This is a genomic window from Xanthomonas sp. F4 (assembly GCF_011761895.1).
Map to the genome: position 1 here is coordinate 1,324,727 of NZ_JAASQX010000001.1, position 14,254 is coordinate 1,338,980.

Here is a 14,254-nt window from a genome sequence, read left to right on the forward strand (position 1 = left end):
ACTGCGATTCCTGAAAGAGGGTACGGCAGAGGGATGATGGCGGGCATGGCGGCGGCTCAGGCCGCCAGCGATTCGGCGCCGGGTTGCAACTGACCGAGCAGCGACGGCACGTCCAGGATCAGCGCGACCCCGCCGCTGCCGAGGATGCTGGAGCCGCTGATGCCCTTGACCTGGGCGAAGACCTTGGAGAGCGGCTTGATCACGGTCTGCCACTCGCCGAGCAGGGTGTCGACCACCAGGCCGAAACGCTGCGCGCCCTGGCGGATCACCACGATGCTCTCGCGCGCCGGGGGCGCGCCGGCGATGGCGAACAGCGAACGCAGGCGCACGTAGGGCAGTACGTTGCCGCGCAGGTCGATGTACTCGCTCTGGTAGTTCGGCGCGAACTCCACGCATTCCTCGACCACGTCCAGCGGCACCACGAACACCGACTTGCCGACCCCGACCTGGAAGCCGTTGATGATTGCCAGGGTCAGCGGCAGCCGCACCGAGATGGTGGTGCCGACGTCCTGCTGGCTGCTGATGTCCACGCTGCCGCGCAGCGCGGCGATATTGCGCTTGACCACGTCCATGCCGACGCCGCGGCCGGACAGGTTGGTGACCTTTTCGGCGGTGGAGAAGCCCGGTTCGAAGATCAGTGCGAACACTTCGCGGTCGGAGAGCAGGCGGCCGGGTTCGATCAGGCCGCGTTCCAGCGCCTTGGCCAGGATCCGGTCGCGGTTGAGGCCGCCGCCGTCGTCGCTGATCTGGATGACGATGCTGCCGGAATCGTGGAAGGCGTTGAGCCGCACCGTGCCGCGCACCGGCTTGCCGCGCGCCTGGCGCACCTCGGCCGGTTCGATGCCGTGGTCCATGGCGTTGCGCACCAGGTGGGTCAGCGGATCGGCGATCTTCTCCACCACCGACTTGTCCAGCTCGGTGTCCTCGCCGTTGACCACCAGCACGATGTCCTTGCCCAGTTCGCGGGCGACGTCGTGGACCACGCGGTGGAAGCGGCTGAAGGTGCCGCCGATCTTGACCATGCGCAGTTGCAGCGCGCTTTCGCGCACTTCCTCGACCAGCCCGGCGAGGATCGAGGTGGATTCCAGCAACTGCGCATCGCCGGTGCGCTGCGCGTTGGCGCCGGTGCTGGCGACGGCGATGATCAATTCGCCGACCAGGTCGATCATGCGGTCGAGCTTGTCGGCGTCGACGCGGATCGAGCCGCCTTCGCCGCGTGCGCCCGCGGCCTTGGCCGTGCCGGCGCTGGCAGCGGTGGGCGCTGCCGCGGCCGGCGCGCCGGCCATGGCCGCTGCGGCCGCAACTGGCGCCTCCACCAGGGCGCTGGCGCTCTCGAATCCGGCGAAATCGTCGGCGCTGGCCTGGCTGCCGGCTTCGGCCACCAGCAGCGGCAGATCCAGGTTGGCGGCATCGCCGTTCGGCTCCACCGCCAGCACCTGCAGGTCGCAGTCGTCGCGCACGAATTCGAAGATGTCCTCGATCGCGGCCTGCTGCGCGTCGCTGCGCAACAGGATGTCGAAGCCCAGGTAGCAGGCCTCCGGATCCAGCTCCGGCAGCGCCGGCACGCGCTCGTGGTGGGTGCGCACCGCTTCCAGCGTGCCCAGGCTGCGCAGGCAGCGGATCAGGTGCAGCGGCGAATTGCCGAAGCGCAGCGCATCGGCGAACAGCTGCAGCGAGATCCGCCAGTAGCCGGTATGCGCGGGCGCGGCCGGCACTGCCGGCGTTGCCGTGGCAGCGCCGGTCGTGGCGGCCGGCGCAGCGGCAGGTTGCAGGTAGGTCTGCAGCCGTTCCAGCAGCGGCGCGCCCTCGGCGGCCAGCGTGGCTTCGTCGGCCTCGGCGCCGGCGGCGGCTTCCACCAGCGCGCGGATGTGGTCGCAGCAGGCCAGCATCAATTGGATCAAGTCCGAATCCAGCGCGACGGCGTGCTCGCGCACCAGGTCCAGCACGCTCTCCACCACATGGGTGAAGCCGACCAGCTGCGCCAGGTCGAACAGGCCGCCGGAGCCCTTGATGGTGTGGGCGCCCCGGAAGATCGCGTTGACCGCGTCGGGACCGGCTTCGCCGCGCTCGGCTTCCAGCAGATTGCGTTCCATGTCCTCGAGCAGGTCGCGGCTCTCGGCGATGAAGGTCTGCAGCAATTGATCCATGTTCATGTCGTGCTGCCGATTAGTGAAGAGTGTCGTCGCCGACGCGCTCGAACGCGTCGCCCAGGCCGAGCAGGTCCAGCGCGTCGCTGACCGCCTTGCTGCAGCCCTCCAGCTGCAAGGGTCGCCCCAGGGCGCGCAGCGCGGCCTGGGTGGCCAGCAGCAACTGCACGCCGGTAGCGTCGATGTCGGCCACCGCCTGCAACTGCAGGCGCAGGCCGCCGGGATGCTCCAGCGCGGGCAGCAGCAGCGGCTTCAGTTCGGCCGCGCGGCGGATGGTCATGTCGCCGTCCACGCTCAACTGCAGCGGCGAATCCTGTTCATCGGGGGGCGTCGAACGCATGGCGGGTCTCCGGCAGTAGGGCGAATGGAAAGCCGGCGGCACGCCGTGAAGGGCATGTGTAGGCTTCGGTACCAGCGATATCGGCGCGGTCAGGAAATATTTAGGTTGAGTGACGCATTTGTCTCGCATGCCGGACACGGGCCTGAGTGGTTCAGATCCGTGCCAGGACGCGCATCCCATAACCGTGCCGATTGGGGCAGGTTCCCAAGTCGTTGCACGTGCCGTGCCAATCGCGGCAGCGTGTGAAGGCGTCAAAAAGCTGCGCGACACGCAGGCGCAACGGCCGTCTTCACATGAAGACCGGTTGCGTGGGGTGGTCAGCGAGGGTAGGCGCGCGCCTTACGCCAACGTGTGTGGCGGCGGCTTGTCAGGACGGGATGAGTGGGCGACCGTGTGGCTGAGCCCACGGTCGCGTGCGCGCAGACGCGGGCAGGATCGCCCGCGTCGCTCAGCGTGGCGACAGCGCGGTCAGCAGGCCGCGCGCGGCGTTGAAGCGATCGACCGCTTCCGGCAGCGGCAGCTTGAGCTTCAGCTTGTCCGGGCCATCCATCGCGTACAGCTTGGGCTGCTTCTGGATCATCTGGATGATGGTCATCGGATCCACGTTGGGCTTGGCCTCGAACACCAGGCGCCCGCCGTGTTCGCCCAGTTCCAGCTTGCGGATGCCCAGCGCGTTGGCCTGCAGCTTCAGCTCGGCGATCGCGAACAGGTGCTTCACCGGATCCGGCAGCAGGCCGAAGCGGTCGATCATCTCCACCTGCAGTTCGCGCAGGCCGTCGCTGTCGCGGGCGCTGGAAATGCGCTTGTACAAGGTGAGGCGGGTGTGTACGTCGGGCAGGTAGTCGTCGGGGATCAGCGCAGGCACATGCAGTTCCACCTCGGCACCGCGCGCTTCCTCGCCGGCGTCCAGGTCCGGCAGCTTGCCCTGGCGGATGCTGCGCACCGCGCGTTCCAGCAGTTCGGTGTACAGGCTGAAGCCGACCTCGGCCATCTGCCCACTCTGGTCCTCGCCGAGCAGTTCGCCGGCACCGCGGATCTCCAGGTCGTGCGTGGCCAGGGTGAAGCCGGCACCCAGTTCGTCCATCGAGGCGATGGCGTCCAGGCGCTTCTGCGCATCGGGAGTGATGCTGCGCCGGTCCGGCACCAGCAGATAGGCATAGGCGCGGTGATGCGAACGGCCGACGCGGCCGCGTAACTGGTGCAACTGCGCCAGCCCGAAGCGGTCGGCGCGGTTGATGACGATGGTGTTGGCGTTGGGGATGTCGATGCCCGATTCGATGATCGTGGTCGACAGCAGCACGTTGAAGCGCTGCTTCTGGAAATCCAGCATCACCTTTTCCAGCTCGCGCTCGGGCATCTGCCCGTGGGCGATGCCGATGCGCGCCTCCGGCACCAGCTCGCTCAGTTCGCGCTGCATGCGGCCGATGCTCTCCACGTCGTTGTGCAGGAAGTACAGCTGGCCGCCGCGCGCCAGTTCGCGCTGGAAGGCTTCGCGCAGCAGCGCGTTGTCCCACTGGGTGACGAAGGTCTGCACCGCCAGCCGGTTCGGCGGCGGGGTGGCGATGATCGACAGGTCGCGCAGGCCGGCCATGGCCATGTTCAAGGTGCGCGGGATCGGCGTGGCGGTCAGGGTCAGCAGGTGCACATTGGCGCGCAGCGCCTTCAGCGCTTCCTTCTGACGCACGCCGAAGCGCTGCTCCTCGTCGACGATGACCAGACCCAGGTCCTTGAACTTCACGTCCGGCTGCAGCAGACGATGGGTGCCGACGATCACGTCGATACTGCCGGCGGCGACCTTCTCCAGTTCGGCCTTGATCTCCTTGCTGCTCTTGAAGCGCGACAGCACCTCGACCCTGAGCGGGTAATCGGCGAAGCGGTCGCGGAAGTTGCGGTAGTGCTGTTCGGCCAGCAGCGTCGTCGGCACCAGCACCGCCACCTGCTTGCCGGCGCTGGCCGCAGCGAAGGCCGCGCGCACCGCGACCTCGGTCTTGCCGAAGCCGACGTCGCCGCAGACCACACGGTCCATCGGCTGGCTGCTGGCCAGGTCGCGCAGGGTGGCGTCGATCGCGGCCAACTGGTCGGGGGTTTCCTCGAACGGGAAGCCGGCGGCGAACGGCTCGTACATCGCGCGGTCCACCTGCAGCGCCAGCCCGGCACGGGCCTGGCGGCGCGCCTGGATCTCCAGAAGTTCGGCTGCGACGTCGCGCACCTTCTCGGCGGCCTTGCGCTTGGCCTTGGTCCACTGCTCGCCGCCCAGCGAGTGCAGCGGCGCAGTCTCGGCCGAGGCGCCGGAGTAGCGGCTGATCAGGTGCAACTGCGTGACCGGCACGTACAGGCGGTCGCCCTTGGCGTATTCGATTTCCAGGAACTCGCCGGGCATGCCGCCGGCATCGAGCACGATCAGCCCGCGGTAGCGGCCGACGCCATGATCCTCGTGCACGATCGGCGCGCCCTCGGACAGCTCGCCCAGGTCACGGATGATCGCTTCCGGCTCGCGCCCCACGCGCCGGCTGCGCCGCGGCTGGCTGGCGCGTTCGGGAAACAACTGGCGCTCGGTCAGCACCGCGATGCGCGGCGCCTCCAGCGCGAAGCCGTCGTCCAGCGGCGCCACCGCAATGGCGAAACGTGCAGCATCAAGCCCCTCTCCCTCCGGGAGAGGGGTTGGGGTGAGGGTACGACCGCTAGTGGAGTTCGTCTGCGCAGCCGTGAACGTTGCCGAAGAACCCGCCTTCTTCGTTCCCGACCGCGCGCGCGCCGTACCCTCATCCGGCGCTTCGCGCCCCCTTCTCCCAGTGGGAGAAGGGAGGAATGCCGAGAAGTTCGGCAGCACCTCGGGCTTCAACTCCGCGGCGGCCAACACTTCCAGCAGCGCCTCGCGGCGGCCGGGCGAATCGGCGGCGATCAGCACCCGGCCCGGGTAGTGGTCGAGGAAACTCTTCAGCGCCGCACCCGGCGCAGCGTCCTTGGCCGCCACCGGCAGCGGCGGCAGCGGCTGGTCGCCCAGCGCCTGCGCCTCGTCGATGCGCGGATGGTCGGCGGCCCACACGTCGATGCGCGGCAACCCGTTGAGGCGTTCGCGCAACACGTCGGGTGCCTGGTACAGCTCTTCCGGCGCCAGCAGCGGGCGCTCCACGTCGTGGCGGCGTTGCTCGTAGCGGGCCTGGGTCTGCGCCCAGAACGCATCGGCGGCGGCACCCACGCCCGGCGCGATCAGCGGCAGCACGTGCTCGCCCAGATAATCGAACAGGGTAGCGGTGGTCTCGCGCGCGCTGCTGCCGCGGCTGTCCTGGAAGAACAGCGGCAGGTAGTACTCGATGCCCGACGGCGCCAGGCCGGCCTTCAGATCCTGGTACAGCGCACTGCGCCGGGTGTCGACGTCGAAGCGCTCGCGCAGTGCGGTCAGCACCCGCTCCACGCTGACGTCGTCCATCGGCACCTCGCGTCCGGGCAGCATGTGCACCGCCTGCACATGGTCCAGCGAGCGCTGCGATTCCGGATCGAAGGCGCGGATCGAGTCGATGTCCTCGTCCAGCAGTTCGATGCGCAGCGGCGCCTCGGTGCCCATCGGGTACACGTCGAGCAGGCCGCCGCGCACGGCGAAATCGCCCGGGTCCATCACCTGCGGCACGTTGCGGTAGCCGGCACTTTCCAGCCGGCGCTTCTCCGCATCCAGGTCCAGGCGCTGGCCCACGCGCAGGTCGAAACTGCCGCCGACGATGTAGCGCAGTGGCGCCACTCGCTGCATCAGCGTCTGCACCGGCACCACCACGATGCCCTGGGTCAATGTCGGCAGCCGGTGCAGCGCCGCCAGGCGCTGGCTGACGATGTCCGGGTGCGGACTGAACTGGTCGTAGGGCAGGGTTTCCCAATCCGGGAACGGCACCACCGGCAGGCCGTGATCGTCGCCGATCAGGCTGTGCAGGTCGGCTTCGAGCTGATGCGCGCTCTGGTTGTCGCGGGCGACCACCAGCAACGGACCGCGATGCGCGGCCGCGGCGCAGGCGATGTGCCAAGCCAATGCGGTGGAGGACGCGGGAGCGCGCCAGTGCGCGCGGAGCTGGCCGGATCTGGGCAGCGGCGGAACGGGGAAGGGAAGGGGCGGCATGGACCGTGGAGTTTAGCAAAGCCGGGTGCCGCAACCGGCGCGGTGCGACCCGGCAAACGCCGCGCGCCGGCTGGCCGCGCGGGAAGGAAGGGAGCGGGGAAGATCGGTGCGCGTCGGGCTCAGTTGCCCAGTTCCAGCACCACCCGCACCAGATCCGGATTGTCCGGATGCGGCATGCGCTGGAAGCCCAGTGACTCGGCCAGTTGCAGCATCGGCACGTTGCGTTCGAGCACGTCGCCGTAGAGCCGGTCCAGGTACTTGCGGCGCGCCCACTTGACCAGCTTGCGCATCAACTGCCGGCCCAGGCCCTGGCCGGAGACGAAGCTGCTGACCAGGATGGCGTACTGCGCTTCGCGGGTGCCGGGGTTGATCGCCGCGCGCGCCACCGCGCCGACCACGGCCTCGCCCGGCGGCAACGGCTCGGCCGCGACCAGGATCAGTTCCGATTTCGGATTGGGGTGGGTGAGCCGTTGCGCCATTTCCTCGGTCAACTCCTGCATCGAATGCAGGAAGCGTTCGCGGATCTCGGTTGGCCCGAGCAGGCCGAAGGCGCCCTGCAGCGGCGCGCTGTCTTCCGGCCGGATCGGCCGGATCAACAATTCGCGCCCACTGGGCAGGGTGAAGGTTTCATGCCACGGAGGCATGCGGTTGCGGGTAGCCATGGCCGTATGATCCTCGACGAAGCCTGGATTCTCGCATTAGCCGACACCCGCGCCCGTGAACGCAGCGTCCTGCGCGTGTGCGGTTGCGGTGGCCTTGCTACAGTGGCGCTTCGTCCAAGGGAATGCACGACGATGAAGACTTCGCATGCCGTCGCCGTGTCGGCGGCGATCGGGCTGGGACTGGCTGTGCTGCTGGTGTTGCTGCTGCTGGGTGGCGGCTGGTGGGCGCTGCGCGCGCAGCGCAGCCACACGCCGACGACCGCCACCGCCGCCTCTGCCTCTGCCGCCCCCGCCGATGCGGAGCAGCTGGCGGCACAGGCGTTGGCCCCGTACCGGGCGCGCCTGCAGGCCACGCGTCGGCCGATGCTGCAACTGCAATTGCAGCCGATGGCGCAGGACGATCGCCTGGCCAGCAAGGTCGGCGGGCGCCCCTACTGGACCGGCGACAAGCCCTATCCGCACGCGGCCGATGGCCAGCCGCTGGCGCTGCTGGCGCAGATCGATCTGGCGCGCGTGCCGCCGCTGCCCGGCTACCCACGCCAGGGCATGCTGCAGTTCTTCATCGGCGGCGACGATTTCTATGGCGCCAACTTCGGCGACGCGCGCAGCGACCTGGACGCGCTGAGCGTGCAACGCAATTTCCGCGTGGTGTACTGGCCGCGGTTGCAAGCCTCGGCGCGGCAGGTGCAGGTGCCGTTGCCGGCCGCCGACACGCTGCCGTTCGATCCGGCGCGGCCGCGGGCGATGCAGTTCGACGCGGGTGAGGACACCATCGGCAGCAGCGATGTGCGGTTCGAGCAGGTGCTGGGAACGCCGCTGGAGGAGATTGCCGCTGCGTACGCCAGCCGCCACGCGGTGGCGCAGGATGCGGTGGACGATGCGCTGTTCGATGCGCTGAGCCGGGGCGGACACAAGCTCGGTGGCTACCCGGAGTTCACCCAGGAAGACCCGCGCACGCCGCAGGACCGGCAGGTCCTGCTGCTGCAGTTGGACAGCGACGAGGAGATGATGTGGGGCGACACCGGCGTCGCCAATTTCTTCATCGATCCGGACGACCTGCGGCGCGGCGATTTCAGCCGTGTGGCTTATCACTGGGATTGCTTTTGAGCGCGCACGTGCGCCATGCGCGCGAGGTACTGCGCGCCGTCGCCGTGTCCCGGCACTTCACGTCTCGCGCTTGAGCCACTCCAGGCGCGTGCTGGCGCCGGCTTCGCCCAGATGCGCCTTCAGCGGCGGCAGCGCCTGCGCCAGCGCCTGCTCGAACTGCCAGGGCGGATTGAGCAGCAACATGCCGCTGCCGTTGAGCCGCAGCGGCGAATCGTCCGGCCTCACCTGCAGTTCGGCGACCAGTGCCGACGCCACCGGCAAGGCCGCGGCCTTGCGGAAGAACGGCTGCAGGCTGCGGCGCTGCTTGATCGGGTACCACACCGCGCACACCGCCTGCGGCCAGCGGCTCAGGGTCTCGCGCAGCGCGGCCACGATCAGCGGGTACTCGGCGTCCTGCGCCTCGTAGGGCGGGTCGATCAGCACCAGTCCGCGGCCAATCCTGGCGGCCCCGGACTTCGGCGGCAGGAACGCCTTGATCGCCGCATAGCCGTCGCCGGCATGCACCTGCACGCGGCGGTCGTGGGCGAACAGCGCCTTGAGTTCGGCGGCTTCCTCGGGCTGCAGTTCGCAGGCGGCCAAGCGGTCCTGCGCACGCAGCGCCTGCGCCACCAGCAGCGGCGAGCCGGGGTAGGCGACCAGGGCGCCGACCGGATTGTCGGCCTGCACCGCGCGCAGATAGCGCTCCACCACCTCGGGCAGGGTCGGCTGGCCCATCAGCCGCAGCACGCCGGCCACCGCCTCGCCGGTCTTGCGCGCCTCGTTGGCGGCGAACAGATAGCGGCCGCGCCCGGCGTGGGTATCGAGCACGAAGAACGGGCTGTCCTTGCGCTTGAACGCATCGAGCAGCGCCAGCAGCACGACGTGCTTGAGGACATCGGCATGGTTGCCGGCATGGAAGGCGTGGCGGTAATTCATCCGCGCAGTGTACGGGGCGCCACGCCAGCCGGCCACGTCCTGCCATTGCCGCGGCGGCGCGACCCGCTGGGACCGAGGCAGGGCGATCGGCGGTGCGCGCGGGGCGGGCCAGCCGGGGGCGTTGGACGAGCATTGCCAGTGCAAGGCGTGGCGACGGTCCCACTGCGTATCGCGCATCACACGGAGCATCCCCCATGCGCAAGCCCCTTCTTCCCACGCTCGCCGTCCTCGCCCTCGCAACGCTGGCCAGTGGCCAGGCCGCGGCCCAGTACACCGGTCCCAGCAGCGTGCAGGCGACCACGGTGAAGCAACTGCTCGACCACGGCAAGGACGACCAGCATGTGGTGCTGCGCGGGCGCATCGTTTCCCATGACGGCGGCGACCGCTACACCTTCCGCGACGCCAGCGGCAGCATGAAGGTGGAGATCGACGCGCATCGGCTGCCGGCCGGGCGCCCGTTCGACGACAAGGCCGAGGTCGAACTGCTGGGCGAGGTCGACAAGGACCTGCGTTCCATCGAGGTCGACGTCGACGAAGTGCGCTTCCTGCGCTGATCCGGCGCGGCCGGCGTGCCGTGCCCGCTGCGCGGCGCGCCCGGCTGCGGCTATGCTGCACGGCATGTCCACGCCTGCCGCTGCCACGCCCGCCGCCTGTGTCCTCGTGGTCGAGGACGAATCCGCCATCGCCGACACCGTGCTGTACGCGCTGCGCAGCGAGGGCTACCAGGTACGCCACTGCCAACTCGGGCGCGAGGCGCTGGTGCAGCTCCGCGAGGGCGGGATCGACGTGGTGGTGCTGGACGTCGGCCTGCCGGACCTGAGCGGGTTCGAGGTGTGCCGCACGCTGCGCGGCTTCAGCCAGGTGCCGGTGCTGTTCCTGACCGCGCGCAACGAGGAGATCGACCGCGTGCTCGGCCTGGAACTGGGGGCCGACGACTACATGGCCAAGCCGTTCTCGCCGCGCGAGCTGGTCGCGCGGGTGCGGGCGCGGCTGCGGCGTCCGGCGGTGGTGGTCGGCGATGCCGACGCTGGCTGGCAGCAGCACGGCGATTTCGCCATCGACCGCGACGGCCGCCGCATCCGCTGGCGCGCCGCGGTGCTGGACCTGACCCGCTACGAATACGCGCTGCTGGCGGCGCTGCTGCAGCGGCCCGGCGCCATTCTCAGCCGCGCGCAACTGATGGACCGCGGCTGGGACAGCACCGCCGACAGCGCCGACCGCACCGTCGACACCCACATCAAGACCCTGCGCGCCAAGCTGCGCGCAGCCGGCGCCAGCCACGACCCGATCCGCACCCACCGCGGCCTCGGCTACGCGCTGGAGGCCTGAGGTGCGGCTGGGGCTGAAGCTGTTCCTGGGCTTCTTCCTGATCGTCGGCGTGGCCGCGTTCTTCGTGATGCGGGTGTTCGTCAACGAGGTCAAGCCAGGCGTGCGCCAGGCCATGGAATCGACCCTGGTGGACGCGGCCAACGTGCTGGCGCAGATGGCCGCGCAGGATCTGAAGGATGGGCGGATCGCCAGCGGCCGTTTCGCCCGCGATCTGGCCGCTGCGCAACGGCGCGATCCGCGGGCAATGGTCTGGCGCTTCCCCAAGCACAGCGTCGACTACCGCGTCACCCTCACCGATGCGGCGGGCATCGTGGTGTTCGATTCGCGCGGGCAGGACATCGGCCGCGACAACTCGCGCTGGAACGACGTGTACCGCACCCTACGCGGCGAGTACGGCGCCCGCTCCAGTCCCGAGGCCGACGGCGACCCCAACCACACGGTGATGCACGTGGCCGCGCCGGTCTACGATCCGGCCGATCCGCGGCGGCTGATCGGCGTGCTGACCCTGTCCCAGCCCAATCGCAGCATCGAGCCGTTCATCGTCGCCAGCCAGCGCAGCATCCTGTTGCGCGGCGCCTGGCTGATCGGCATCTCCGCGCTGATCGGGATCCTGATGACCTGGGGCCTGCTGCGCGGGATCGGCCGGCTCAACCGCTACGCGCAGGCGGTCAGCGCCGGTGCCCCGGTACCGCCGCCGCCGCCGCGCCGCGACGAAATCGGCGATCTCGGCCGGGCGCTGGAGACCATGCGTCGCAAGCTGGAGGGCAAGCAGTACGTCGAGCAGTACGTGCAGTCGCTGACCCACGAGATGAAAAGCCCGCTGGCGGCGATCCGCGGCGCTGCGGAACTGCTGCAGGAGCCGCTGCCGGAACCGGAACGGCAGCGTTTCGTGCGCAACATCGCCGATCAGCAGCAGCGCCTCACCGAGACCATCGACAAGCTGCTGGCGTTGGCCGAGGTGGAGCAGCACGGCTGGCTGCAGCGGCGCGAGCCGGTGGCGCTGGCGCCGCTGTGCGCCGAACTGGCCGAAGCATTGGCGCCGCAGCTGCAGGCGCGCGGGCTGCGGTTGGAGGTGCAGGCGCTGGACCCGGCCCTGGTGGTGTCGGGCGATCCCTACCTGCTGCGCCAGGCGCTGCACAACCTGCTCGACAACGCCATCGCCTTCTCGCCGGAGGGCGCGGCCATCGTGTTGCGTGCCGAGCGCGGCGCCGATGCGCGCGTGCTGCTGACGGTGGAGGATCGCGGCCCGGGTGTTCCGGACTATGCGCTGGAGCGTGTGTTCGAGCGCTTCTATTCGCTGGCGCGCCCGGCCACCGGCCAGCGCAGCTCCGGTCTGGGCCTGCCGTTTGTGCGTGAGGTGGCGCGCCTGCACGGCGGTGACGCCAGCCTGCGCAACCGCGACGGCGGCGGCGCGGTGGCCTGCCTGGCGCTGCCGCTAGCCTGAGCCGGAGAGCGCTCGTGTAGGAGCGGCTTCAGCCGCGACGGGGGCGTTCCCGGTAGAGCCCTTCGCGGCTGAAGCCGCTCCTACAGTAGGGCAAGCCGCGTCGACAGCATGCCGGTTGCCGATTCCCGATTCCCAATCCCCAATCCCCAATCCCCAATCCCCAATCCCCAATCCCCAATCCTGGCTCCTCCCACTTCACACCCACTTCAAATTCGCCTCAAACCCTGCCCACGCAGCGGCAGCATCCTGGCGCCCTCCCAATCGAGAGGCCGCCATGAAATCCGTGAAACTGCTCCTGCGATTCGCCACCATCGGTGGATTGATCCTGTTGTTGCTGATCCCGCTGCTGATGATTCGCGGCACCGTGCAAGATCGCCAGCACTACCGCGACGAAGCGGTGGAGCGGGTGTCGCAGAGCAAGGCCGGCGAACAGCGCCTGCTCGGCCCGCTGCGGGTGATCCCATGGACCCAGGAGCGCGACGTGATGGTCCTCGATGCCGACGGCAAACGCGTGAGCCAGCGCCAGACCGAGACCGGCTACGTGCTGCAGGCGCCACGGCGGCTGCAGGTCGAAGGCGAGCTGAAGCCCTCGCAGCGCCACATCGGCCTGTTCAAGGTGCAGGTCTACAGCTGGCACGCGCGGCTCAAGGCCGAGTTCGACGATCTCGATTACGCCGCCGCCGACCGTCGCCGCTATGGCACGCCGTATCTGGCGATCGGCCTGCAGGACGTGCGCGGCCTGGTCGGCACGCCGAACCTGCGCGCCGACGGCCGCGCATTGTCGCTGCAGCCGGGCTCGGAGGGGCTGGCCAATATCTCCAAGGGCGTGCACGCGGTGCTTCCCGCGCTGACCGATCCGCAGCAGGGGCGGCTCACCAATCTGCACGACGTGCAGATGGAGTTCGTGCTCGACGGCACCCAGGCGCTGTCCATCGTGCCGGTCGGCGACGACAACCAGATCGCGCTGAACTCGCCGTGGCCGCATCCGTTGTTCGGCGGCCGCTTCCTGCCCAACGAACGCCGCATCGGCGCGCAGGGCTTCCAGGCGAACTGGGCGCTGTCGTCGCTGGCCACCGGCGCGCAGGCGCAGCTGGCCTCCGGCGGACAGGACCTCGATGCGTTGCGCGTGGACCTGGTCGACCCGGTGGACGTGTACACCCAGGCCGAGCGCGCCAGCAAATATGGCCTGCTGTTCGTGGTGCTGACCTTCGTGGCCTTCGGCCTGTTCGAGCTGATCAAGCGCCTGCCGATCCACCCGCTGCAGTACCTGCTGGTCGGCCTGGCGCTGGCGATCTTCTTCCTGCTGCTGCTCAGCCTGTCCGAGCACATTCCGTTCTGGCAGGCGTATCTGGTGTCGGCAGTGGCCTGTATCGGGCTGCAGTTCTTCTACCTGTCCGGGGTGTTGCGCAGCCGCCTGCGCGCGGCCGGCTTCGCCACCATGCTTACCGTGTTGTATGGCGCGCTGTACGGCCTGCTGGCCTCGGAGGACAACGCCTTGCTGATGGGCTCGCTGCTGCTGTTCGGCATCCTCGGCGCGATCATGTGGATCACCCGCCGGATCGACTGGTACGAACTCGGCGCGTCGCTGCGCTGAGCCGTCGGAAGGAGAACCGACATGGTCGCGCACCGTCATCTGCATCGTCGCCTGCAGGCGCTGTTGCCTGCAGCGCTGGAGACCCATGGCCTGCATCACGGCAACCTGCCGGCGAGCCTGGCGCGCAGCGCGCAGGCAGCACTGGTCACCGCTGCCGACCGTGGCGGCGCCCTGTGGTTGCGCCTGAGCGAACGCAGCCGCGCCGCCCTGGCCGGCGACGCGGCGACGTTCCTGGCCAGCGCATTGCAGGCGCGTGCGGCCTTGCCGGGCGACGCTGCGCCGTGGTGCTACTGCCCCTGGCGTGCGGTACGCCGCGATCCGGCCTGTGTCGCGAACGCGGAAGAGGTCCCCCATGCGTCCCCGTCGGCCTTCGTCACCTGGGAAGCGCAGGGCCGCGCGCGCTTGCTGCTGCTGCCGGCGCAGGCCGCACTGCTGTGCCGGTGGTGGCGCTGAGGTAGGCCACCGCGTCGATGGCCGCGACGGTGGGGCCGGATGGCCATCGGTCATCGACGACAGGAGCACAGGTGGTGGCAGGACGTCGCCACCGTTCACAGGACAGGGCAGGACGCCCACGCAGGGAAGCGGCAAGGACGCACGCAAGGGCATCGCCC

At 69.6% G+C, this 14,254-nt stretch carries 11 protein-coding genes; 6 read left to right on the forward strand and 5 right to left on the reverse strand.

Translation table 11 applies throughout. The features are described from left to right. Window positions 1-56: 56 nt before the first annotated feature. From FHR66_RS05855 to FHR66_RS05870, 4 genes are all read right to left on the reverse strand, one after another. Entirely contained in the window at window positions 57-2,153 is a 2,097-nt protein-coding gene (locus FHR66_RS05855; RefSeq protein ID WP_160970103.1) for a chemotaxis protein CheA, read from the reverse strand. A gap of 13 nt (window positions 2,154-2,166) precedes the next feature. Then, window positions 2,167-2,487, reverse strand: coding sequence for an STAS domain-containing protein (locus FHR66_RS05860; protein ID WP_160970101.1), 321 nt, complete (start codon window positions 2,485-2,487; stop codon window positions 2,167-2,169). A 448-nt stretch (window positions 2,488-2,935) separates the two neighbouring features. After that, complete coding sequence (gene mfd, locus FHR66_RS05865; protein WP_167087578.1) at window positions 2,936-6,592, reverse strand: transcription-repair coupling factor; 3,657 nt, start codon at window positions 6,590-6,592, stop codon at window positions 2,936-2,938. Between the two features lie 119 nt (window positions 6,593-6,711). Beyond that, a complete protein-coding gene (locus FHR66_RS05870) occupies window positions 6,712-7,254 on the reverse strand; it encodes a GNAT family N-acetyltransferase (RefSeq protein WP_160970097.1) in 543 nt (180 codons plus the stop codon). 132 nt (window positions 7,255-7,386) lie between these two features. Between FHR66_RS05870 and FHR66_RS05875 the strand changes: the two genes are divergently transcribed. Next, window positions 7,387-8,361, forward strand: coding sequence for a YwqG family protein (locus tag FHR66_RS05875; RefSeq protein ID WP_160970095.1), 975 nt, complete (start codon window positions 7,387-7,389; stop codon window positions 8,359-8,361). Between the two features lie 57 nt (window positions 8,362-8,418). Here the strand turns inward: FHR66_RS05875 and FHR66_RS05880 are convergent, their stop codons facing one another. Next, the gene (locus tag FHR66_RS05880) at window positions 8,419-9,276 is read right to left on the reverse strand and encodes a 23S rRNA (adenine(2030)-N(6))-methyltransferase RlmJ (protein ID WP_160970093.1); all 858 of its coding nucleotides are present in this window, start codon (window positions 9,274-9,276) and stop codon (window positions 8,419-8,421) included. Window positions 9,277-9,470: 194 nt separating this feature from the next. On the opposite strand from FHR66_RS05880, the gene FHR66_RS05885 reads away from it, so the two are divergent. From FHR66_RS05885 to FHR66_RS05905, 5 genes are all read left to right on the forward strand, one after another. After that, on the forward strand, window positions 9,471-9,830 hold the full coding sequence (locus FHR66_RS05885; protein ID WP_160970091.1) for a YgiW/YdeI family stress tolerance OB fold protein: 360 nt from the start codon (window positions 9,471-9,473) through the stop codon (window positions 9,828-9,830). Window positions 9,831-9,882: 52 nt separating this feature from the next. Next, entirely contained in the window at window positions 9,883-10,605 is a 723-nt protein-coding gene (gene creB / locus FHR66_RS05890; RefSeq protein WP_160970089.1) for a two-component system response regulator CreB, read from the forward strand. Window position 10,606: 1 nt separating this feature from the next. Continuing rightward, window positions 10,607-12,049 (forward strand): two-component system sensor histidine kinase CreC, encoded by a 1,443-nt coding sequence (creC, locus tag FHR66_RS05895; RefSeq protein WP_160970087.1) that lies wholly within the window; start codon window positions 10,607-10,609, stop codon window positions 12,047-12,049. Window positions 12,050-12,323: 274 nt separating this feature from the next. Beyond that, complete coding sequence (gene creD, locus FHR66_RS05900; protein ID WP_160969632.1) at window positions 12,324-13,643, forward strand: cell envelope integrity protein CreD; 1,320 nt, start codon at window positions 12,324-12,326, stop codon at window positions 13,641-13,643. 21 nt (window positions 13,644-13,664) lie between these two features. Further along, window positions 13,665-14,096, forward strand: a complete 432-nt coding sequence (locus tag FHR66_RS05905; protein WP_160969634.1) for a hypothetical protein — start codon at window positions 13,665-13,667, stop codon at window positions 14,094-14,096. Window positions 14,097-14,254 lie beyond the last annotated feature (158 nt).

Coding starts and splice junctions, on each gene's coding strand:
- creB (WP_160970089.1), top strand. CDS start 9,883: ATGCTGCACGGCATGTCCACGCCTGCCGCTGCCACGCCCGCCGCCTGT.
- mfd (WP_167087578.1), bottom strand. CDS start 6,592: ATGCCGCCCCTTCCCTTCCCCGTTCCGCCGCTGCCCAGATCCGGCCAG.
- FHR66_RS05875 (WP_160970095.1), top strand. CDS start 7,387: ATGAAGACTTCGCATGCCGTCGCCGTGTCGGCGGCGATCGGGCTGGGA.
- FHR66_RS05855 (WP_160970103.1), bottom strand. CDS start 2,153: ATGAACATGGATCAATTGCTGCAGACCTTCATCGCCGAGAGCCGCGAC.
- FHR66_RS05885 (WP_160970091.1), top strand. CDS start 9,471: ATGCGCAAGCCCCTTCTTCCCACGCTCGCCGTCCTCGCCCTCGCAACG.
- creD (WP_160969632.1), top strand. CDS start 12,324: ATGAAATCCGTGAAACTGCTCCTGCGATTCGCCACCATCGGTGGATTG.
- FHR66_RS05905 (WP_160969634.1), top strand. CDS start 13,665: ATGGTCGCGCACCGTCATCTGCATCGTCGCCTGCAGGCGCTGTTGCCT.
- FHR66_RS05860 (WP_160970101.1), bottom strand. CDS start 2,487: ATGCGTTCGACGCCCCCCGATGAACAGGATTCGCCGCTGCAGTTGAGC.
- FHR66_RS05880 (WP_160970093.1), bottom strand. CDS start 9,276: ATGAATTACCGCCACGCCTTCCATGCCGGCAACCATGCCGATGTCCTC.
- FHR66_RS05870 (WP_160970097.1), bottom strand. CDS start 7,254: ATGGCTACCCGCAACCGCATGCCTCCGTGGCATGAAACCTTCACCCTG.